Below are 19269 nucleotides of genomic sequence, written 5' to 3' on the forward strand. Positions count from 1 at the left end.
AGCGACAGGAAGATGTCGGGTCGGTGCCAATAGTGGAGGTGCACCATGAAGAAGGAACTCGTCATCGAATGGAAACACGCCGAAGGGAACGTCGAAAAGACCCCTGAAGAGTTCGAGGAGACCGGGATGACGCTTGCGGCGGTCCTCGCGGAGATCCGCATGCTCCTCGAGATGGAGGGGGTCGGCGTCCGGGTGATCGAGACGGTCCTCCCCGACGATGCCGCCGCAGAGTCGGAGTGCCTCCTCTTCAACGGGATCCCGGTCGAGAAGCTCCTCGAAGGGGTCGAGGTGACCGCGACGGCCTGTGCCTGCGCATCATGTGAATCCTGCGAGACCTGCGGGGAGGAGGAGGCGGAGTGCCGGACGCTCCGCTACAACGGCGAGGAGTACGAGGCGATCCCACCGGAACTGATCGGGCGGGCCGCCGCAAAAGCGCTCGAGATGGAGTGAGGCGCGGCCGGGCGCGTCACCCCTCCGGGCCGTAACAGCGCCGGAGGATGACCGGGGTGCTCCGTGGCGCTCCGGCGGCTGCATCCGCAAAGAGCGCTGGAGGGGCGACGCGATCCCCCGGAACCGGCGCCGCCGTGATCGGGGAGAACGGCTGCGCCTCGCGCCACGCCCAGACGGCGTCCATCACGGCGTCCGCCGTCGCCATGGCGCTCGCGGTCCCGACGTCCACCACGACAGGGTTCGTGATATTCCACCGTTCGACGACCGTATCAAGGAGCCTGCGCCGGACCGTCCAGATCATCGGCGGATGCGGGTGCGCGGTCAATCGGTCGAGCTGATCCGCCCAGACCACGCCCTGAAGCTCGAACCTCCCCACTTCGTCGATGACCATAAGATCGGTCCCCCGCGGATCCGGCGGCGCGAGTGCCCGACGGCCGAACGCGAGCCCAACAGGCTGGAAGTAGAACCGGCCGTGGGCCTCGCACCGGGGATCGGGGTCGATCGAACAGAGTTCTTCGTGCTCGCCGGTGGCGAGGTCGACGAGGGTGAACCCGGACCTGCGGCCGTCCCGCACGTGTCCGGGTGCGATGACCCCGCGGACACGCACGTTCAGCCCGACGATGAGCCCGAGGACCAGGTGCAGGAACGTCGTCTTGCACTGGCCCTGCCCGCCGGTGATGATGAAGACCGGTGTCTGGTGGTTCATCCGGGGACCCCTCCGCCGCCGGAGGCCGGACGGGGAATGTTCGCTCCGGAGTACATGCATATACTTCCGGGCTAATCATATAAATCATTTTTACTTATTGGGTTTGTTTAGGGTATTCAGTTGACCGGGTGAACCGGGGCCGAGGCTGCCGGGCCTCCTGGCATGCCGCCCTCCATCAGTATAAGTAGCAACGACGGACAATACCATAACGGAGTTAATGATTATGACAGAGAAGAACGTCGTGCTCCACACGACCATGGGAGACATCACGATCCGCCTCTACGACGACATGCCGGTGACCGCCGGGAACTTCGAGAAACTGGTCCGGTCCGGGTTCTACGACGGCACGATCTTTCACCGGGTCATCGCCAACTTCATGATCCAGGGCGGCGACCCCACCGGCACCGGGACGGGCGGACCGGGCTACACCATCACCGACGAGTTCGTGAAAGGCCACTCGAACCAGCGGGGCACGATCGCTATGGCGAACACCGGACGCCCGAACACCGGCGGCAGCCAGTTCTTCATCAACCTGGTGAACAACGACTTCCTCGACTGGGACAACCCCAGGACGCCGAGCGCTCACCCGGTCTTTGGCGAAGTGGTGGAAGGGATGGACGTCGTCGATAAGATCGGGAAGGTGAAGACGAACTCCGCCGATAAGCCGAAGGTCCCCGTCCGGATCGAGAAGGCCGAAGTCCTGGAGTAACCCCTTTTTTATGAACCGCAACAGCACCGGCTGCCGGGACCCGGGCGCGATCGAGGAGCGGATCGGCTACACCTTCAATGACCGCGCACTTCTTACGCGGGCGCTCACCCGTCTCGCCTACACCCTGGAGGCGGGCCTCCCCCCCGAGACCCACATGGACGCTCTCGCCACCCTCGGCGATGCGGTCATCAACGTGGCGGTCGTGGAGGCGGTGGTCGCGGGCGGGGCGCACGACAAGGGCGCGATCAGCAACCGAAAAATGAACCTGGTGAACATGACCCGGCTCCGCGGGCTCGCAGAAGACCTCGATCTCGGGAACTACGTCCGGTGGGGGAAGGGCGAGGCCGCCCAGAGGGTCTGGACCTCCGGCCGGGTCCTCGCCGAGTGCCTGGAGGCGCTCGTCGGCGCCGTCTACCTGGACGGCGGGATGAGTGCGGCCGCCGGGGTGCTCCGGCGGCTCGGGCTCACGGAGAAGGGGTAAGTTCTCGCCTTCATTCTTCCCCCGCCGTTACCGGCAGGGGCTCTCTCGCCGGGACACCGGCCGGCGGTCGCATCAGGAGCCAGGCGACGGCGAACCCCACGGCGGCGAGGGCCGCGACCCACGGGAAGACCCCGAGGTAGGTCCCGGTCGCTGTCCGGATGAACCCCGCGAGCTGCGGCCCGGCGATGGCGCCTGCGCCGTAGGCGAGGAAGACGACCCCGTAGCACCGCGGGTAGTCGCATGTCCCGAAGTAGGAGGCCGTCGCCGTCGCCGCGATCGCAAGCCAGCCCCCGAGGCAGCCCCAGAGAACGGCGAACGAGACGATGTAGGCGGGCACGCCGGGCGCGAGCCACATCAGCACGGATGCCGCCGCAATCAGCGCAAACGTCATCATCGCCGTCTTCTGCGGCGATATCCGGTCCGCAAGCCCGCCGAACGCCGGCCGGCCCAGCCCGTTGAAGACGGCGAAGAACCCGACGAGGAGCGTCGCGAGCCCCGCATCGACCCCGGCGAGTTCGGTCCCGACCGGTTTTGCGATCGAGATCGCCATGAGCCCTGCGAGGCAGCCGACGAAGTAGCAGGCGAGGAGGCCGTAGAACGTCCCCGTCCGGAGCATTGCGCTGCGGTCGCACTCGCAGACCGGCGCCGTTCCGACCCCGGGTGCGGGCGCCGACCATCCCGCCGGCCGCCAGCCCTGCGGCGGGAACCGGAGCGGCAGGGCCGAGAGGACCAGCACGGCGATTAGTGCGGCCCCGAAGATGCGGAACGTCGCCATCACCCCGTAGGCGGCGATCAGGGCACCTGCCGCGTTCGCGGTGATGAACGCCGAGAACCCGAACCCGAGCAGGGCGAGCCCCACCGCGAGTCCCCGCCGGTCCGGGAACCATCGGGCGGCCACGGCGACCGGCGCCCCGTAGGCGATCCCGACCCCGAGCCCCCCGACAACCCCGTAGACGACGTAGAGGGCTTCGACCGACGTCGCCGTCGAGGCGAGGAGCCACCCGAGGCCGGTGAGGAGCCCGCCGACGATCGTCACCCTCCGCGGGCCGTAGCGCTCGATGTATTTCCCGGCGAGCGGCATCGCTATCGCGAAGAAGGCGAGGAAGACCGAGAACGGGAGGAGCACCTCTCCCGCCGCCACCTCCCGGCCGAGCGTCGCGGTGAAGTGCGCCGCAAGCGGCGCGACGAAGACGCTCCAGGAGTAGATGCTCCCGAGGCAGAGGTTGATGACGAGGCCGAGGGCGACAAGCCCCCATCGCCCCTTCTCTGCAGGCATGCCAAAGACCTTCGGTGTGTCGGGCATGGATGTTTTCCTCAAAGAAGAGGAGGGTTACTCCTCCAGGGTGGAGATGTCCCCCGGGTCCATGCCGAGCTCCCGGGCCTTCAGGACCCGGCGCATGATCTTGCCGCTCCGGGTCTTGGGGAGCCGGTCCATGTACTCGATCTCGGCCGGCACCGCGACGGGCCCGAGGCTCTTCCTGACATGGTGGGCAAGGTCGTCGGAGAGGCCGTCGCCGGGGTCCGCACCCATGCGGAGGGTGACGAAGGCCTTGATGACGTTCCCCTTCAGGGGATCGGGTTTCCCGATGACGGCAGCCTCAGCCACTGCGTCGTGGGAGACGAGCGCGCTCTCGACCTCCGCGGTCCCGATGTTGTGCCCGGAGACGACGATCAGGTCGTCGGCCCGCCCGATGACCATAATGTAGCCGTCTTCGTCCTTCACCGCGAGATCGCCTGCCGTATAGCAGCCCGGGATGGTGTTCCAGTAGACGCAGTAGCGTTCGTCGTTGCCGTGGACCGTCCGGAGCATCGCGGGCCAGGGCTCCCTGATGACCAGGAACCCGCCGGTGCCGGGCGGGACCGGGTTGCCCGTTCTGTCGACGACGTCGACGACGGCGCCTGGAACGGGCTTTCCGGCAAACCCTGGTTTCATCGCCTCCCCGATCATCGTGGTCACCATGTGCATCCCGGTCTCGGTTTGCCACCAGGTGTCCACGATCGGGCACCGCCCGCCGCCGATCGCGCGGTAATACCACTCGAACGCCTCGGGATTGAGCGGTTCGCCGACCGACCCGAGCACCCGCAGCCCCGAGAGGTCGTACTTCGCCGGCCACTCGTCGCCGTAGCGCATGAACATCCGGATGGCGGTCGGCGCGGTGTAGAAGATCGTCACCCCCAGATCCTGGACCAGCCGCCAGTATGCGCCGGGATCCGGGTAGTCAGGCGTCCCTTCGACGAGGACGACGGTTGTGCCGACGCTGAGTGGGCCGTAGACGATGTAACTGTGGCCGGTGATCCAGCCGGTGTCGGCGGTGCACCAGTAGACGTCGTTCTCCTTGACGTCGAAGACGTGGCGGGTGGTGTAGTAGGTTCCGACTGCATACCCGCCGCAGGTATGCACGATACCCTTCGGTGCGCCGGTCGAGCCGCTCGTATACAGGATGAAGAGCGGGTCCTCGGCGTCCATCGCCTCTGCCGGGCAGTCCGGTGCGGCGTGGGCCATGAGGTCGCTGTAGGCAACCTCCCGGGCGGGATCGAGGTCGACGGCCGGTGTCTCACGCCGGAGGACGACGACCCGTTCGACGCACGACGCATGGCCGAGTGCCTCTCTTGCGATCCCCAGGAGAGGGATGGCTTTTCCACGACGGTAGCCGGCGTCTGCAGTGATGAGGACCTTTGCCTTCGCGTCGTTGATCCGCATCGCGAGCGCATCGGGCCCGAACCCGCCGAAGACCACCGAGTGGACGGCCCCGATCCGGGCACAGGCGAGCATCGCGACGACCTGTTCGGGGACGAGCGGCATGTAGATGCAGACACGGTCGCCCTTCCCGACACCGAGGTGCGCGAGTCCGTTTGCAAACCGCATCACCTCGCGGTAGAGGCCTTCGTAGGAAAAAACCCGCTCCTCTCCCTCCTCGCTGCGCCAGACGATCGCCGGCTTATCCTTCCGGTCGCTGGTGACGTGGCGGTCCAGGCAGTTGTAGGTGATGTTCAGTTTTCCGTTGACGAACCACTTCGCGTAGGGGTAGTTCCACTCCCTGATCTGGTCCCACGGTTCGAACCAGTCCAGTTCACGAGCGACCCGGTCCCAGAAGGCCTCCGGGTCGCGCATGAACTCCTGATACGCCTGTGCGTAATCCGGTGTCCAGGCGGTCGCCTTACACCGGGGGTCGGGGAGGTAGCGTTTCTCCTCCAGTTTCACGGCAAACGTCTCTGCCATCTTCCCACTCTTCTACATGATTAATCATGCCGAATTGCTCCGGTCGATCCCCGTACGGGTCTCGATTCCGTGCAAAAACGGCTGATCTTCGGGTCCGCTGTCATTTCGACCTGTCGGCCCGTGTTCGTGCTGCCGTCCGTATCGGTCGCCGGCACTCTCGTTACCGGTCTCCGCCGGGAGCGCGGTCATCTCCGGGATTTGTCATGATAAATCATGAACAATTTATCACGATCAATAATGTGCAACTCGGTGATAAACGTTGCGGTCAGCCTGAACGGGGGTAGAGGTCTGCAGCCCGGGTTGAAGGAATACACGGGTTCCGGAAGAGATAGGTTGCAAAGAAAGGAGTTCTCGTTGTAATCCGTGATACTGCCGGGGTTTCAAAAAAGGTGGGTAAGATTAGACGACCAGGATCAGCGGCGCGAAGACCAGCGCGACCATGGACATCAGCTTCAGGAGAATGTTGATGGCGGGGCCCGAGGTGTCCTTGAAGGGGTCGCCCACGGTGTCGCCGACGACCGCCGCCTTATGGGCCGGGGAGCCCTTGCCGCCAAGGTGGCCCTGCTCGATGTACTTCTTCGCGTTGTCCCAGGCTCCTCCGGAGTTCGCCATCGTGACGGCGAGGAGGAACCCGGCCGCAAGCGAACCGACGAGCAGGCCACCGAGCGCCTCGGGGCCGAGGACGATCCCGACGGCGAGCGGGGCGGCGACGGCGAGGACGCCGGGCAGGATCATCTCACGCAACGCCGATTTGGTGGAGATGGCGATACAGGAGGCGTAGTCGGGCTCGGCCGTTCCCTCCATGAGGCCGGTGATCTCCTTGAACTGGCGGCGGACCTCGTGGACGATGCTGTATGCGGCCTTACCCACCGCCATCATCGTGATGGAGCAGAAGAGGAACGGGAGCATTGCTCCGATCAGGACACCGATGAAGACGTTCGGGACAGAGACGTCGATGACCGAGAGGCCGACCGCCTGAGTGTAGGCGGCGAAGAGGGCGAGCGCCGTCAGCGCCGCAGAGCCGATGGCGAACCCCTTGCCGATGGCGGCGGTGGTGTTCCCGACGGCGTCGAGCGTGTCGGTGATCTCGCGGACTTCGGGCTTCTGGTGGGACATCTCGGCGATACCGCCGGCGTTGTCGGCGACCGGGCCGTAGGCATCGACGGAGAGGGAGATCCCGAGCGTCGCGAGCATGCCGACGGCGGCGATGGCAATACCGAAGAGACCTGCGACCTGGTAGGCGATGAAGATCGCGACGGAGATGATCAGGACCGGCCAGATGGTGCTCTCCATCCCCTTTGCAAACCCTGTGATGATGGTGGTCGCGGCCCCGGTCTCGGTCGACTTGACGATGGCGAGGGTCGGGCTCCGGTCAAAGGAGGTGTAGAACTCGGTGATCAGGCCGATGGCGAACCCTGCGACGAGACCGGCGACGGTGGCGTAGAAGACCCCGATGTACTCCGCCCCGAGGAGCTGGGTCACGAGGAAGTAGGTGGCGGCGACCGTCACGACCATCGCGGCGAGCAAACCCTTATTGAAGGCCATGTGAATGGCGCTGCTCTCGGTCTTGTTCGTCCGCACAAAGAACGAGCCGATGATGGACGCGACGATACCGACCGCGGCGATGAGCAGCGGGAGGAGGATCACGTTCATGACGTCGGCGTTCGGGAACTGCGTGGCCGCGACGGCGACGCCGAGAACCATCGCAGCGATGATCGAGCCGACGTAGGACTCGTAGAGGTCGGCGCCCATGCCGGCGACGTCGCCGACGTTGTCACCGACGTTGTCGGCGATGACGGCAGGGTTGCGGGGGTCGTCCTCGGGGATGCCTGCCTCGACCTTGCCGACGAGGTCGGCACCGACGTCCGCGGCCTTGGTGAAGATACCGCCGCCGACACGGGCGAAGAGGGCGATCGAACTTGCACCGAGGCCGAAGCCGGTCACGATGGTGAGGACTTCAGCCTGGGGAAGCCCCGAGAAGGTGCTGATGGCCATATAGGCGATCGTGAGCCCGAGAAGCCCGAGCCCGACCACGGCCATGCCCATGACCGAACCGCTCGCAAACGAGACTTTGAACGCATCCGCGATCCCACGCCGCGCGGCGTTCGTCGTCCGGACGTTTGCGGCCGTGGCGGTGAACATGCCGATGTAGCCGGCAGTCGCCGAGAGCGCAGCACCGAGCACGAAACAGGCCGCGGTGAGGGGGTTAATCCAGACGCCGAGGACGACGGCAAGTACGACGACGAATATTGCTATGGCACGATACTGTCTGTTCAGGTAGACCATTGCCCCCGTGTGGATGGCGGCAGCGATCTTCTGCATCGGTTCAGTACCCGTCCCCTCCCGCCGGATACTCATGAATGAGTATCCTGCGAACAGGAGAGCAAGGATGGCACCTATGGGTGCCAGATACACAAGATCCATCTCTTTGCATTCCTCCGATTGAGTACCATATACAGAGGAATTCAACATTTTTAAATATGTGGAAAAGATCCGGGATATCTGACGGAAAATCAACTGAAATCCATCACTTCCGGTTGGAGTGTCTGAAGATCGACGATGAACGCTCGCGCGGGCGTGGGGTGGATGTTCATCTGTTTCTGAAACGCTGTCTGGGCCTGCCAGGTTCCGGCGTTCACCCCGAGAACACCCCGGTAGCGGGTAATGCCGCAGATATGGACGTGCCCGGTGAGGAGGATCTCGGGGAGCGGATCGATGACGAGCCGGTCGTTCTTCATCGCGGCGATGGGGGTGCGCATGCCGTAGGGAGAGGCAAGCAGCCGGCGTTTGAGCATCTCCTCCATGATCTCGCCGGGCCGTTCGTAACTCGCGCCCGGGATGAGCCCGATCATATCGTCGATCGACCGGCCGTGGTACATCAGGACCCGGACGCCCTGGAGGTTTAAGAGGCAGGGGTTCTCGACGAGGGTGCAGTTTGACGGGAACTTTGCGGTGAATTCCGGCGGGATCGCCGGCTGCGGCTCGGCCATCCTGACGACGTCGTGGTTCCCCGGGGCGGCGACGATCCGGATCCGGGAGGGCAGGTCACGGAGCATCTCTGCAAAGACGTCATACTGCTCGTAGATGTTCTTGATCGTCAGCTCGTTATCCTGTCCGGGGTAGATCCCGATACCGTCGACGAGGTCGCCCGCGATCAGGAGGTAGCCGGCGTCGGAGTCCTGGAGCCAGTCGGCGAACCGGTTCCATCCGTCTTCGAGGAAGGTGTCGCTCCCGACGTGCACGTCGGAGATCAGGACCGCCTTCCCTGGCCTGTCGCTCTTGAACGGGGCGTTGTTGATGGGGACGTCCGGACGAAAGAGCTGTTCGGCGAAGAAGAGCCCGCCGTCGTTTGAGAGTTTTCCTTTGACCCCGAGCACCTCGTCGGGGAGGATCCGCTCCGCTTCTGCGAACGAGTCGTCCCGCCCTTTGTTGAAGAGCACCCGGATGGCCCCGGTGGGGTCCTCCACCTCGACGAGCCGGTGCCCTTTGGCGGTCGTCCGCACGTCGGCCACCATCCCGATGACGCTGCACTCCTCATCGCGGTATCGGTGGGGGGACTTCGCCAGCGCCTCGATCGGCATCACGTTCATCCGGGCCCGGAGCATCGAGGAGAGGCAGTTGTAGCGGTCCCGGAAGTAGTGGACAGCGTCCTCGTGACCGCTGACGCTCCCTGTGGTCCCGGCGCTCCCCATAATCACCTCGAGTTCCGGGTCGACGAGGAACCGGGTACCGTCCCGGACCTTTTTCAAGCCCGGGATATGCTCCGCGGAGATGACAAGGGTGTCCCCCGGGACCCCCGCTGCTATCCGGTCGATGAGCGTCGGGTCGTTCTGCTCCCGGATGTAACTCACCACGTCAGGATGGACCTGATGCTTCAGCTCAAGGAACCGGCGTACAATCTCGGCGTTGGCGAGCATGGACTTCAACATATTCTCCCCCGAGCAATATGGGTTTATCTTTTTTCATGCTCCGGGGAAGTAGTTCGCACTACCCTCGTGTCTCACGTTGTCGACGGAATACAGGCCGATGCCGCCCCGGGGGAGGCAGTCTGCAGAACCCTTTCTCGCGCTCCATTCCCGGTCCGGGATATCCGGGGAATCTATGTATATGAAGGATATCAATCTCTTTAGAACAGATGTCGGATACCACCTGGCTGCAGCGTGCAGTATCGGCTATGCGAGCGTTCCGGGAGAGCGACCGCCCGATCATCTCGCTCGCCCGCGACCTCCTCTGGGTTGTCGCGGTCGTGGGGGGTATCGCCCTTGTTCTCTACCTCTTCGCCGGCACCTGGCCGGCGGTGGTCACGATCGAGTCGGAGAGCATGGTCCCGAACATGAACGTCGGCGACCTGGTGCTCGTCGTTGACGAGGACCGGTTCGGTGGGCTCGCGACCTGGGCCGAAGGGCAGCGGACGGGTCAATCGTCGTTCGGGAACTATGGCAACGTGATTGTCTACCGCCCGAACGGCGCCGATTCCGTCCATCCGATCATCCATCGGGCGATGACGTTCGTCGATACCGCCGCCGTAGAGGAGTCAGGGCTCGGGGCCTACTACGATGACCCGCACGGCGGCTACATCACCAAAGGGGACAACAACCCCTACACCGACCAACCGAACCTCCGGATCTCCGGCATCGGGGTGATCGAGCCGGTAAAGAAGGAGTGGATTGTGGGGAAAGCGCTCGTCGCGGTGCCGCTCGTCGGCTACCTGCCCCTGCACCTCGCCGAGTTTGCCGTCGTCGTCATCCTGGTCATCCTCATCCACGACTTCGTCCTTGCGCGGCGCAAAGAGAAAGAGGAATAAATCCGGGACTACAAGAGAGCTGTTTACGATGCCCAACTCGTTGCATACCCTGCTCGACGATACACTCGCCGGCCACCGGCTCACGGAGGAGGAGGCCGTCCGTCTCCTTTCGACGCGCGACCGGGGCGTCTGGAAGATCGCTGCCGCCGCGGACGAACTCCGGGAACAGAAAGTCGGCGACGTCGTCACCTACGTCCGCAACCAGAACATCCACGTCACCAACATCTGTAAGAACCTCTGTGGCTTCTGCGGGTTCGGGCGGCGGGCGGACGATCCGGAGGCGTTCTACGACGATACCGATGCGATCCGGGAGAAGGCCAGGGCGGCCGCGGCGCGGAACGTCACCGAGATATGCCTTCTCTCCGGCGTCCACCCGGACTACACCCTCGACTCCTATGTCGACCTCATCTCCTGTGTGCAGGACGAGGCTCCCGGTGTGGATATCCACACGGCGAGCCCGGACGAGATTGTCTGGGCGGCGAAACGAAGCGGCGTCTCGACGAAGGATGCGATCGAGCGCCTGCGCGACGCGGGGCTCGGAACCCTGCAGGGGACCGCGGCTGAGATTCTGGTTGACGACGTCCGGCGGGTGATCTGCCCGAACAAGTGCGACACGGCGACATGGGTCCGGATAATCAAGGAGGCGCATCGTCTCGGCCTCCGGTCGACGGCGACGATCATGTACGGCTCCTGCGAGAGCGCCGCGGATCGTGCCCGACATCTTTCGATCCTCCGGGAGATCCAGGACGAGACTGGCGGGTTCACCGAACTGGTCCCGCTCTCCTTCCTCCACGAGAATACGGCCCTCTATCGTAGCGGCCTCGCGACCGCGGGTGCCACCGGCCGGGAAGACCTCCTGCTCTTTGCGGTCGCCCGGCTCTTCCTGGACAACTTCGACCACATCCAGATCTCCTGGGGCAAGGTCGGGACGAAGATGGCGCAGCTGGGGCTGCTCGCGGGCGGCGACGACCTCGGCGGGACGATGTTCTGCGACGACGTCAGCACGGATGCCGGCGGCGAGGGCGCCGATTACCTGGACCCGGCGGAGATGCAGCGGATCGCCGGGGATCTCGGCCGGACGCTCCGCCAGCGGACGACGACCTATGAGCTGGTGTGAGGTGCGACGGGCCGAAGGGCCGGAGCATGAGACAACGCGAAGCGTTTTTAAGTAGCGACGCTCCATCGTTGCCGGACGCCAGAATCAGCGAACTACTGAGGTAGCGTCACATCCGGTTCAGGGCCTCCCTCCCCGGCATCCCGATCTCGACACGGCGCTGCATCGCCGAGAGGTTTGCTGCCTTTACCTCGGCAACCAACAGGCCATCCAGGGTATCGAGGGTCGACTCTTCCGAGACACCGACGATCGCCGCGGGGACTCCGACGTTCGCCAGCGCCTCGATATCGAACCCCTCTGTCCCGATCATCCCCTCGTCGGTCACCCAGGTCATCAGGCTGGTGTTCCCGACCGGGATGACGTAGCCGTATGCATCCTTGTAGCTGAGCCTTGTGCGCTGGTGGCACAGAATCTGTTGCGCCATGGCCGCCGGAATACTCCCGGGAACTGATAAGTGTATGCACCACCATCAGAAGCACCCGAAGGTTCTTGTCCTGACCGCGCCAGATCAACGTATCGTATCGGGGAGAGATGAGGCGCGTGACACCAGGACTGCGACGGTTACTCAAAGATGTGTTTGCCGGCCATCGGCTCACGGAGGAGGAGGCCATCCGTCTCCTCTCGACGCGCGACCGCGGCGTCTGGGAGATCGCTGCCGCCGCGGACGAACTCCGGGAACAGAAAGTCGGCGACATCGTCACCTACGTCCGCAACCAGAACATCAACGTCACCAACCTCTGCGTGAATGCCTGCGGGTTCTGCGGTTTCTCCCGGAAACCGGGCGACGCCGACATCTTCTTTTATGACGAGGCCATGGTACGGGAGAAGGCGCGGGCGGCGCGCGAGCGTAATGTGACCGAAATCTGCACGGTGAGCGGTCTCCACCCGGGATTCGACGCCCAATCCTACGTCGGTATCTACTCCTGGATACGGGACGAGGCTCCCGACGTACATATCCACGCAAGCAACCCGATGGAGGTTGCCTATGGCGCGAGAAAGAGCGGCATCTCCACCCGGGAAGTCCTGGAGATGATGAGAGATGCGGGTCTTTCCACCCTCTGCGGGACGGCGGCCGAGATCCTGGTCGACGACGTTCGGCGGGTGATCTGCCCGGACAAGGTCGATACCGCAACCTGGGGCCGGATTATCAAGGAGGCGCACGGCATCGGTATCCGGTCGACGGCGACGATTATGTACGGCCATTGCGAGAGCGAGGCGGACCGCGCCCGACATCTTGCGGTTCTCCGGGAGATCCAGGACGAGACCGGAGGGTTTACTGAGTTCGTCCCTCTCTCGTTCATTCACAAAAACACCCCGCTCTACCGCGCGGGGCTCGCCCGGCCCGGGGCGACCGGCAGGGAGGATCTCCTGATGTTTGCGGTCGCGCGCCTCTTCCTGGACAACTTTGACCACATCCAGGCCTCCTGGGTGAAGCTGGGAACGAAGATGGCGGGGATGGCGCTCCTCTCCGGTGCGGACGATCTCGGGGGAACACTCTTTGAGGAGAGCATCTCCCGGGAGGCGGGCGCCCGGGACACCGATTACCTGGATCCGGCCGATATGCAACGGATGACCGCGGATCTCGGCCGGACGCTTCGACAGCGGACAACGATCTATGATCTTCTCCCGGGGTGATCCCCGGGAAGGGCCGGATCGATCTGCCTGGCCCCCAAATATCTCTGGATAATTATAAATACCCGAAAATAGATTGTGGCTCCCCAACACCGGCCTGATACCGGCGATTGGGAGGAGAACGGTATATGTTAGGCGGTGGTCTTGTTGGCCTTGCAATTCTCTTCTTCGTACTGGCACTTATATTTGCCATACTCGGGGCACGGGGCGTTGCAGGGATGTCGATGTCGGTCGCGAAGTGGCTGGTTATCATTTTCATAGTCCTCGCGATAATATCGTTGCTGCTCTGACCCGGCGGGGGATGCGGGGCGTTCGGCTGGGACACCTTTTTCCCGGCGGATTTTCCCCGCATCGCAAGATCCGCTTCTCAATCCTCCGGCCTGAGATACCTGACGATCGTATCCGCAACCTCCGCGGCCTTCTTCATCGCCTGCTCGTCGTTGCGGATATCTCCCGGCGCGTAGCCCTTCCCGCAGACGTAGCCAAGGTACGAGAACTCGTGGGTGTTTAAGAACCCCTCAATGGTCTCGAGGGAGCGCTCACACCCCCGGTCGGCGCAGACGGCGACGGCGACGGCTCTCCTCCCCGAAAGCCTCCGGTCGTGATAGAGGGAGTAAGTCCGGTCGATCAGGTTCTTCGTCTGACCGTTGATGTCGTAGTAGTAGGTCGGGGCGCCGAGAATCAGCACCTCGCAATCGACCATCTTCTCCGCCACACTGCTCCAGTCGTCATCCTCCGTTACGCACCACTTTGCGTCCTTGCAGGCTTCGCAACCTGTGCAGGGCTGAATATCCATATCGGCAAGCGAGAGAAACTCGGTCTCGATGCCCGCCTCCCGCACCCGGTCGAGGATGGTGGTGACCAGCAGCGCGGTGTTGCCGTTCTTGCGCATGCTTCCGGAGATACCGAGAACATTCATATCCTATGCTCGCGCCCCTCGTTCTTGATTCTTGTGATCCGGGCATCCAGATCCAGACTCCGGAAGAGAGCGAGGATCTCGGGGACCGGGTCGCCGGAACGGTGGAAGAGATGCGAAGGGCAGGCGCAGTCGCTACACCCGAACCCGGGGACGTATACCCCGCCGATAGCGCGGGCGAGGTCGCATTCGCAGTCCCGGTCTGTCGCGGCGGTGACGACGCTGGCGGGGAAAAAATGCGGGTCGAGGAGGAGGTAGTCGATGTGCCACCGGGGAGGGCGGTCGCGACGGAGGGCGAGCCTCACGTGCCGGTCTGCGCGGGCAAGCCCGCCGCTTCCTAGCGCCGAGCCCACGTAGACGTGGCTGCCGGGTGCAAACTCCCGTGTCCCGAGAGCGCCGACGCGGACTACGCAATGGTCGTTCTCAAGGATGAGGGCGTAGATCCCCTTATCCATAGAATCGGAGCGCCTCCCGTGCGGCCGCGATATGCCTTCCGCCGTCGCGGAGGGCGGGCTCCCCATGTCCGGGGTAGAGGCCAACGACCTCCAGCGCCGCGAGATGCTCGATGGATGCCGCGAGTGCCGTCCGGTCGCCCCCCGGGAAGTCGTAGCGCCCGAAGGATCCGCCGGTAAAGACGGTGTCTCCGGAGAAGAGCAGTTTTTCCCCCTCATCGTAGAGGCAGATCCCGCCCGGCGTGTGCCCGGGGGTGTGGATCACGCGAAGGCTCCCTACCCGGTCGCCGTCGGCAAGAACAATGTCGGGGACGATTCCAGGCGATCTTGCCCCGAAATGCATCGCGAGACTCCTGGTGTCGTCGATGAGGCCGGGTGCATCCGCCTCGTGGATGCAGACGGTGGCATCGCCGCAAAGCCGGGTGATCTCTCTCACATGGGCGATATGATCGTAGTGGGCGTGGGTGAGGACGATCGTGTCGATCTCGACGGCATACGGCTCCACCACCATCGGGAGAACACCCGCGTCGATGAGGATGTTTCCGTAAACAAACGAATTGGCGTAGGTCGCGCCGCTCGTGATCCACCGGACTGGCATGCAGACTAATATGGCTTCCGGGCAAATGGTTCTTATGCATACCCTTGCTCTAGCGTGCCTGCGCGGGGTTCCTCCTGAGGTGGAGACGATCGCCCGGGAAGAGGATCTCGCCCCCCACGCCGCCGCGCGGGCCGTCGCCCGCGGCCGGATAGTCATTCCAGCAAACCCAACGAGGCCGCACCGACTCTGCGCCATCGGGGAGGGCTGCAGGGTGCGGGTCAACGTGAACATCGGGACGTCGGGAACCCGGTGCGACGAGGACCTCGAGGTCGAGAAGGCGAAGGCGGCACTCCGGGAGGGTGCGGACGCGCTGATGGACCTCTCGACCGGCGGCGATCTCGTCCGCATCCGGCGCCGGATCCTCGAACTCGATGCGCCGGTCGGCACCGTCCCCGTCTACGAGGCAGTCCGGCGGGCGGGGAGTGCGGCGGACGTCGACACCGATCTGCTGTTCAAGGTTATCCGGGAGCACTGCCGGCAGGGCGTGGACTTCCTGACCCTGCACTGCGGCGTGAACAACCAGGCGCTCGCGTCGCTTAAGGCCGACCCCCGGACGATGGGCGTCGTCAGCAGGGGTGGGGCGTTCCACGTGGCGATGATGGCTGCGACGGGCGAGGAGAACCCCCTCTACGCGGAGTACGACTACCTGCTCGAGATCCTCAGCGAGCACGACGTTGTTGTGAGCCTCGGCGACGGGATGCGCCCTGGCGCGCTCGTGGACGCCGGCCGCCTCGCGAAGACGACCGAGTACCTGACGCTCGGGCATCTCGCGAAAAGGGCGCTCGCCGCCGGGGTGCAGCGGATGATCGAGGGGCCGGGGCATATCCCGGCCGACCAGGTCGGCTACAACGTCCGGATGATCAAGGAACTGACCGACGGCGCTCCGCTCTATCTGCTTGGCCCGCTCGTCACCGACGTGGCGCCGGGCTACGACCACGTCGTGGGGGCGATCGGCGGCGCGATCGCCTGCATGAACGGCGCCGACTTCCTCTGCATGGTCTCGCCGAGCGAGCACCTGGCGCTGCCTGACGTCCGCGATATCGTGGAAGGGACGCGGGTGGCGAAGATCGCGGCGCATGTCGGGAGCCTCTCCCGCGCCGCCGCACACACGAAGAACCGCGAGATCCGGATGGCGGAGGCGCGCCGGGCGCTCGACTGGGAGAAGCAGTTCGAGGCGGCGCTTGCCCCCGGGGAGGCGCGGCGCATCCACGAGCGCGACGGGGAGATCGAGACCTGCTCGATGTGCGGCGACCTCTGCGCCGTGAAGATGGTGCGGGATATCCTCCCGGTGCCGGAAGAGCGGATGGAGCCGTGAGAAGGAGCGACTGGCTGCGGAGCCGCACCGGAGCCGGGGTGTCCCGGATCGTGAAAACGTCTCCTCACTTCACCCCGGACCGCCCGTCGATCCAGGCGATGATCGCGTCCCGGCTCCGCCGGTAGGCCTCAAGCACCCTGTCGGGGGTTCCGGTGGCCTTCGCCGGGTCAGGGAAGTCGACGTGGATCGTCTCCTTCGTCCAGGGAAACATCGGGCAGACGCCCCCGCTGCAGAGTGCGATCACGTAGTCCATCTCTTTTCCGTCGAAGAGGGCGAGGTCCTTCGCCCGCTGCTTCGAGATGTCTATCCCGATCTCGTCCATCACCCGTACGGCAAGAGGGTCGAGAACGGTGGGGGCGATCCCGGCGGAGCAGGCCTCGTAGCGGTCGCCGTAGCGGGCGCGGAGGTAGCCCTCCGCCATCTGGGTCCGGGCGGCGTTGTTCGTGCCGATGAAGAGCACTCTCTGCTTCATGCCCCTCCCTGCACGGCCGGGTGGAAAAAGGTTGCCGGTATATACCGCTGGCTCATGCGAAGAACGACGCTCTGGAGTGCGACCGAAGGTGCGACGGTCCAACAGAACGGAGCTTAAGAAACCCGAAGGGTTTCGAACGGGAGTTCGAGCACCGAAGGTGAGAAGAACGCGAAAGCACCCTAAAGATCCTCTCATTTTCGCGCCTTCGCGGCTTCGCGTGAGGTGTGTTCCTCCTCCGAACTGGCGTAAAGAGGGTGTATCAGGCGCGTCCTGCCTCGAGGATCCGGACCGCGAGCAGGGCGGCGTTCACGCCGTTGTCTACCCCGACGCAGGCCACCGGGACACCTTTCGGCATCTGGACGATCGAGAGGAGGGCATCGAGGCCCATCAGCGTCCCGCTCACCGGGACGCCGATCACCGGCCGCTTCGTCTTCGAGGCGATCACTCCCGGGAGGGCCGCCGCGAGCCCGGCGATCGCGATGAAGACCCGGGCGGTGCTCGCCTTCACGTACTCGTCGAGTTTGTCGGGGTCGCGGTGCGCCGATATCACCTTGTAGTCGTAGGACACGCCGTGCTGCTTCAGGGTTTCAAAGACTTTCTCTGCGACGGGGCCGTCCGAGGCGGAACCGCAGATAACCGTGACGTCTGCCATATCTACGTTGAATTATGCCCCGCCTCTTTTTCACCCTGTCGATATTGCACGGTGGTGAGGTTGATATGAATCTACATCCAAGTTCCTTGCAGAAACAGCGTCTGTCCTTAACAAGACAATACGGACTGATATCTTATGGAACACGAACCACTCCTGATGATCCCGGGCCCGGTACCCATTCCGCAGCGGGTACGCGCCGCCATGACGCGGCAGGCCATCAACCACCGCGGCCCCGAGTTCGGCGCCGCATACGCGGACTGTGTCCGGACGTTAAAGACCCTCTTCGGCACCGCAAACGAGCTCTATATCATCAGCGGCTCGGGGAGCGCCGGCATGGAAGCCGGCGTCGCGAACTTTGCGCGGGATAAGCGAATAGTCTCGCTCGTAAACGGCAAGTTCGGCGACCGCTTTGCCAAGATCGGCGCACGCTACGGCACCGTCACCGTCCTCGAGTCCGGGTGGGGAACCCCGCTCGATCTCGCGGCCCTTGAGCGAGAACTCGAGGCCGGGGCCGAGGTCGTCACCATGGTCCACAACGAGACGAGCGCCGGGATTAAGAACCCCGCACCCGAAGTCGGCAAACTTGCCCGGAAGCACGACGCGCTCTTCATCATGGACGGGGTCACCTCCATCGGCGGCGACGACGTCCGGATGGACGAATGGGGCGTCGATATCGCCGTCGTCGGGTCGCAGAAGTGCCTTGCGGCTCCTGCAGGCCTCGCCGCCATCGCCGTCGGCGAGCGCGCCTGGGACCGGATCTCAGAGAAGCGGCCGTTCTACCTCGATATGGCTGCCTACCGAAAGAGCGGGAGCGGCACCCCGATGGAGACCCCCTACACCCCGGCGGTCCCGCTCTTTCTCGCGCTCTGCGAGGCCTGCAAGATCATCGAGGAAGAAGGTGTCCCCGCCCGGGCCGCCCGCCACCGCCGGATGACCGAAGCCGTCCGCGCCGCGGCGAAGGGATGGGGCGTCGACCTCTTCCCGCAGCTCGACGAATACCATGCCTACTCGAACACCGTGACCGCGATGCGGCTCCCCGAAGGTGTCACCGACAAGGATCTCCGGGGAACCGTCAAGCAGTTCGGCATCGAGATCGCCGGCGGCCAGGACCACCTCAAGGGCAAGATCTTCCGGATCGGCACCATGGGCGGCGTCGGGGCGCAGGAGATCCTCGCCACCCTCGCGGCCGTCCAGTTCGCCCTGAAAAAGTCCAACGTTGCGGCCGGCGACGGGGTGGAGGCCGCTGCAGAGGTGCTCCTCGGATGAAGATCGGGATCGCCGACACGACGTTTGCCCGGATTGACATGGGCGGGATCGCTATCGATGAGATCCGCAAGCACGCGAGCGTCGGACTGGAACGCTACGTCGTCCCCGGGATCAAGGATCTCCCGGTGGCGTGCAAGAAGTTGATTGAGGAGCGCGGGTGCGACCTCGTGATGGCGCTCGGGATGCCCGGGGGAGCGGAGAAGGACAAGGTCTGCGCCCACGAGGCCTCCCAGGGCCTCATCCTCTGCCAGCTGATGACGAACAAGCACATCATCGAGGTCTTCGTCCACGAGGACGAGGCAAGGAACGCCAAAGAGCTTGCCTGGCTGATGGAGCAGCGGACCCGCGAACACGCAGTAAACGCCGTCCGGCTCGCCCTCCGCCCGAAGGACCTCGAGAAGCTCGCCGGGACCGGCCAGCGGCAGGGGTTCGAGGACGTCGGGCCCGCACGCCCCTGACGCAAAAAGTGAGGATTATCAACA

Annotated in this window: 21 protein-coding genes; 10 read left to right on the top strand and 11 right to left on the bottom strand. The window is 64.5% G+C overall.

From position 1 onward, the window contains the following. The first annotated feature begins 45 nt into the window (after window positions 1-45). On the top strand, window positions 46-450 hold the full coding sequence (locus tag HL657_RS01365; RefSeq protein ID WP_317295062.1) for a DUF2703 domain-containing protein: 405 nt from the start codon (window positions 46-48) through the stop codon (window positions 448-450). Between the two features lie 16 nt (window positions 451-466). Here the strand turns inward: HL657_RS01365 and HL657_RS01370 are convergent, their stop codons facing one another. After that, window positions 467-1156, bottom strand: coding sequence for a nucleoside-triphosphatase (locus tag HL657_RS01370; protein ID WP_317295063.1), 690 nt, complete (start codon window positions 1154-1156; stop codon window positions 467-469). 223 nt (window positions 1157-1379) lie between these two features. On the opposite strand from HL657_RS01370, the gene HL657_RS01375 reads away from it, so the two are divergent. Then, window positions 1380-1865, top strand: a complete 486-nt coding sequence (locus HL657_RS01375) for a peptidylprolyl isomerase (RefSeq protein ID WP_317295064.1) — start codon at window positions 1380-1382, stop codon at window positions 1863-1865. Window positions 1866-1875: 10 nt separating this feature from the next. Beyond that, window positions 1876-2346: a ribonuclease III domain-containing protein gene (locus HL657_RS01380; protein WP_317295065.1), complete on the top strand. Its 471-nt coding sequence runs from the start codon at window positions 1876-1878 to the stop codon at window positions 2344-2346. Between the two features lie 10 nt (window positions 2347-2356). Here HL657_RS01380 and HL657_RS01385 read toward each other — a convergent pair whose 3' ends face one another. From HL657_RS01385 to HL657_RS01400, 4 genes are all read right to left on the bottom strand, one after another. Further along, entirely contained in the window at window positions 2357-3649 is a 1293-nt protein-coding gene (locus HL657_RS01385; RefSeq protein WP_317295066.1) for an L-lactate MFS transporter, read from the bottom strand. A 27-nt stretch (window positions 3650-3676) separates the two neighbouring features. Next, the gene (acs, locus tag HL657_RS01390; protein ID WP_317295067.1) at window positions 3677-5566 is read right to left on the bottom strand and encodes an acetate--CoA ligase; all 1890 of its coding nucleotides are present in this window, start codon (window positions 5564-5566) and stop codon (window positions 3677-3679) included. 399 nt (window positions 5567-5965) lie between these two features. After that, window positions 5966-7990: a sodium-translocating pyrophosphatase gene (locus HL657_RS01395; RefSeq protein ID WP_317295068.1), complete on the bottom strand. Its 2025-nt coding sequence runs from the start codon at window positions 7988-7990 to the stop codon at window positions 5966-5968. A gap of 89 nt (window positions 7991-8079) precedes the next feature. Further along, window positions 8080-9483, bottom strand: a complete 1404-nt coding sequence (locus HL657_RS01400) for a DNA-directed DNA polymerase II small subunit (RefSeq protein ID WP_317295608.1) — start codon at window positions 9481-9483, stop codon at window positions 8080-8082. Between the two features lie 218 nt (window positions 9484-9701). On the opposite strand from HL657_RS01400, the gene HL657_RS01405 reads away from it, so the two are divergent. Then, entirely contained in the window at window positions 9702-10370 is a 669-nt protein-coding gene (locus tag HL657_RS01405) for a S24/S26 family peptidase (RefSeq protein ID WP_317295069.1), read from the top strand. A gap of 28 nt (window positions 10371-10398) precedes the next feature. Then, on the top strand, window positions 10399-11487 hold the full coding sequence (gene cofH, locus HL657_RS01410; RefSeq protein ID WP_317295070.1) for a 5-amino-6-(D-ribitylamino)uracil--L-tyrosine 4-hydroxyphenyl transferase CofH: 1089 nt from the start codon (window positions 10399-10401) through the stop codon (window positions 11485-11487). A gap of 106 nt (window positions 11488-11593) precedes the next feature. Here the strand turns inward: cofH (HL657_RS01410) and HL657_RS01415 are convergent, their stop codons facing one another. After that, window positions 11594-11908, bottom strand: coding sequence for a YunC family protein (locus HL657_RS01415; RefSeq protein WP_317295071.1), 315 nt, complete (start codon window positions 11906-11908; stop codon window positions 11594-11596). A 107-nt stretch (window positions 11909-12015) separates the two neighbouring features. Between HL657_RS01415 and cofH (HL657_RS01420) the strand changes: the two genes are divergently transcribed. Beyond that, complete coding sequence (cofH, locus tag HL657_RS01420) at window positions 12016-13119, top strand: 5-amino-6-(D-ribitylamino)uracil--L-tyrosine 4-hydroxyphenyl transferase CofH (RefSeq protein ID WP_317295072.1); 1104 nt, start codon at window positions 12016-12018, stop codon at window positions 13117-13119. Between the two features lie 125 nt (window positions 13120-13244). After that, window positions 13245-13406 carry a DUF1328 domain-containing protein gene (locus tag HL657_RS01425; RefSeq protein WP_011842905.1) on the top strand — a complete coding sequence of 54 codons (162 nt, stop codon included), beginning with the start codon at window positions 13245-13247 and terminating at the stop codon, window positions 13404-13406. A 77-nt stretch (window positions 13407-13483) separates the two neighbouring features. Here the strand turns inward: HL657_RS01425 and HL657_RS01430 are convergent, their stop codons facing one another. The 3 genes from HL657_RS01430 to HL657_RS01440 are packed head-to-tail and all read right to left on the bottom strand — an operon-like array spanning window position 13484 to window position 15082. Continuing rightward, window positions 13484-14035, bottom strand: a complete 552-nt coding sequence (locus HL657_RS01430; protein WP_317295073.1) for a flavodoxin family protein — start codon at window positions 14033-14035, stop codon at window positions 13484-13486. Beyond that, window positions 14032-14487, bottom strand: a complete 456-nt coding sequence (locus tag HL657_RS01435; RefSeq protein WP_317295074.1) for a GIY-YIG nuclease family protein — start codon at window positions 14485-14487, stop codon at window positions 14032-14034. The genes HL657_RS01430 and HL657_RS01435 overlap by 4 nt, the downstream gene beginning before the upstream one ends. After that, window positions 14480-15082: an MBL fold metallo-hydrolase gene (locus HL657_RS01440; RefSeq protein ID WP_317295075.1), complete on the bottom strand. Its 603-nt coding sequence runs from the start codon at window positions 15080-15082 to the stop codon at window positions 14480-14482. The genes HL657_RS01435 and HL657_RS01440 overlap by 8 nt, the downstream gene beginning before the upstream one ends. 25 nt (window positions 15083-15107) lie before the next feature. Here HL657_RS01440 and thiC point away from each other — a divergent pair, with 25 nt between their 5' ends. Continuing rightward, complete coding sequence (gene thiC / locus HL657_RS01445) at window positions 15108-16397, top strand: phosphomethylpyrimidine synthase ThiC (protein WP_317295076.1); 1290 nt, start codon at window positions 15108-15110, stop codon at window positions 16395-16397. A gap of 64 nt (window positions 16398-16461) precedes the next feature. Here thiC and HL657_RS01450 read toward each other — a convergent pair whose 3' ends face one another. Both HL657_RS01450 and purE read right to left on the bottom strand, forming a co-directional pair. Continuing rightward, complete coding sequence (locus HL657_RS01450; protein WP_317295077.1) at window positions 16462-16869, bottom strand: arsenate reductase ArsC; 408 nt, start codon at window positions 16867-16869, stop codon at window positions 16462-16464. Window positions 16870-17128: 259 nt separating this feature from the next. Then, complete coding sequence (gene purE, locus HL657_RS01455) at window positions 17129-17521, bottom strand: 5-(carboxyamino)imidazole ribonucleotide mutase (RefSeq protein WP_317295078.1); 393 nt, start codon at window positions 17519-17521, stop codon at window positions 17129-17131. A gap of 135 nt (window positions 17522-17656) precedes the next feature. Between purE and HL657_RS01460 the strand changes: the two genes are divergently transcribed. Beyond that, complete coding sequence (locus HL657_RS01460) at window positions 17657-18787, top strand: pyridoxal-phosphate-dependent aminotransferase family protein (protein WP_317295079.1); 1131 nt, start codon at window positions 17657-17659, stop codon at window positions 18785-18787. Continuing rightward, window positions 18784-19245 carry a riboflavin synthase gene (gene ribC, locus HL657_RS01465; RefSeq protein WP_317295080.1) on the top strand — a complete coding sequence of 154 codons (462 nt, stop codon included), beginning with the start codon at window positions 18784-18786 and terminating at the stop codon, window positions 19243-19245. Before HL657_RS01460 ends, ribC begins: the two co-directional genes overlap by 4 nt. Window positions 19246-19269: the final 24 nt, after the last annotated feature.

It is taken from the genome of Methanoculleus nereidis, from assembly GCF_032944295.1.
Taxonomy (GTDB): Archaea; Halobacteriota; Methanomicrobia; order Methanomicrobiales; family Methanoculleaceae; genus Methanoculleus; species Methanoculleus nereidis.

Excerpts from the sequence above, each read along its gene's own strand:
- HL657_RS01365 (WP_317295062.1), top strand. The coding sequence starts at position 46 with ATGAAGAAGGAACTCGTCATCGAATGGAAACACGCCGAAGGGAACGTC.
- HL657_RS01370 (WP_317295063.1), bottom strand. The coding sequence starts at position 1,156 with ATGAACCACCAGACACCGGTCTTCATCATCACCGGCGGGCAGGGCCAG.
- HL657_RS01375 (WP_317295064.1), top strand. The coding sequence starts at position 1,380 with ATGACAGAGAAGAACGTCGTGCTCCACACGACCATGGGAGACATCACG.
- HL657_RS01380 (WP_317295065.1), top strand. The coding sequence starts at position 1,876 with ATGAACCGCAACAGCACCGGCTGCCGGGACCCGGGCGCGATCGAGGAG.
- HL657_RS01385 (WP_317295066.1), bottom strand. The coding sequence starts at position 3,649 with ATGCCCGACACACCGAAGGTCTTTGGCATGCCTGCAGAGAAGGGGCGA.
- acs (WP_317295067.1), bottom strand. The coding sequence starts at position 5,566 with ATGGCAGAGACGTTTGCCGTGAAACTGGAGGAGAAACGCTACCTCCCC.
- HL657_RS01395 (WP_317295068.1), bottom strand. The coding sequence starts at position 7,990 with ATGGATCTTGTGTATCTGGCACCCATAGGTGCCATCCTTGCTCTCCTG.
- HL657_RS01400 (WP_317295608.1), bottom strand. The coding sequence starts at position 9,483 with ATGCTCGCCAACGCCGAGATTGTACGCCGGTTCCTTGAGCTGAAGCAT.
- HL657_RS01405 (WP_317295069.1), top strand. The coding sequence starts at position 9,702 with ATGTCGGATACCACCTGGCTGCAGCGTGCAGTATCGGCTATGCGAGCG.
- cofH (WP_317295070.1), top strand. The coding sequence starts at position 10,399 with ATGCCCAACTCGTTGCATACCCTGCTCGACGATACACTCGCCGGCCAC.
- HL657_RS01415 (WP_317295071.1), bottom strand. The coding sequence starts at position 11,908 with ATGGCGCAACAGATTCTGTGCCACCAGCGCACAAGGCTCAGCTACAAG.
- cofH (WP_317295072.1), top strand. The coding sequence starts at position 12,016 with ATGAGGCGCGTGACACCAGGACTGCGACGGTTACTCAAAGATGTGTTT.
- HL657_RS01425 (WP_011842905.1), top strand. The coding sequence starts at position 13,245 with ATGTTAGGCGGTGGTCTTGTTGGCCTTGCAATTCTCTTCTTCGTACTG.
- HL657_RS01430 (WP_317295073.1), bottom strand. The coding sequence starts at position 14,035 with ATGAATGTTCTCGGTATCTCCGGAAGCATGCGCAAGAACGGCAACACC.
- HL657_RS01435 (WP_317295074.1), bottom strand. The coding sequence starts at position 14,487 with ATGGATAAGGGGATCTACGCCCTCATCCTTGAGAACGACCATTGCGTA.
- HL657_RS01440 (WP_317295075.1), bottom strand. The coding sequence starts at position 15,082 with ATGCCAGTCCGGTGGATCACGAGCGGCGCGACCTACGCCAATTCGTTT.
- thiC (WP_317295076.1), top strand. The coding sequence starts at position 15,108 with ATGGTTCTTATGCATACCCTTGCTCTAGCGTGCCTGCGCGGGGTTCCT.
- HL657_RS01450 (WP_317295077.1), bottom strand. The coding sequence starts at position 16,869 with ATGAAGCAGAGAGTGCTCTTCATCGGCACGAACAACGCCGCCCGGACC.
- purE (WP_317295078.1), bottom strand. The coding sequence starts at position 17,521 with ATGGCAGACGTCACGGTTATCTGCGGTTCCGCCTCGGACGGCCCCGTC.
- HL657_RS01460 (WP_317295079.1), top strand. The coding sequence starts at position 17,657 with ATGGAACACGAACCACTCCTGATGATCCCGGGCCCGGTACCCATTCCG.
- ribC (WP_317295080.1), top strand. The coding sequence starts at position 18,784 with ATGAAGATCGGGATCGCCGACACGACGTTTGCCCGGATTGACATGGGC.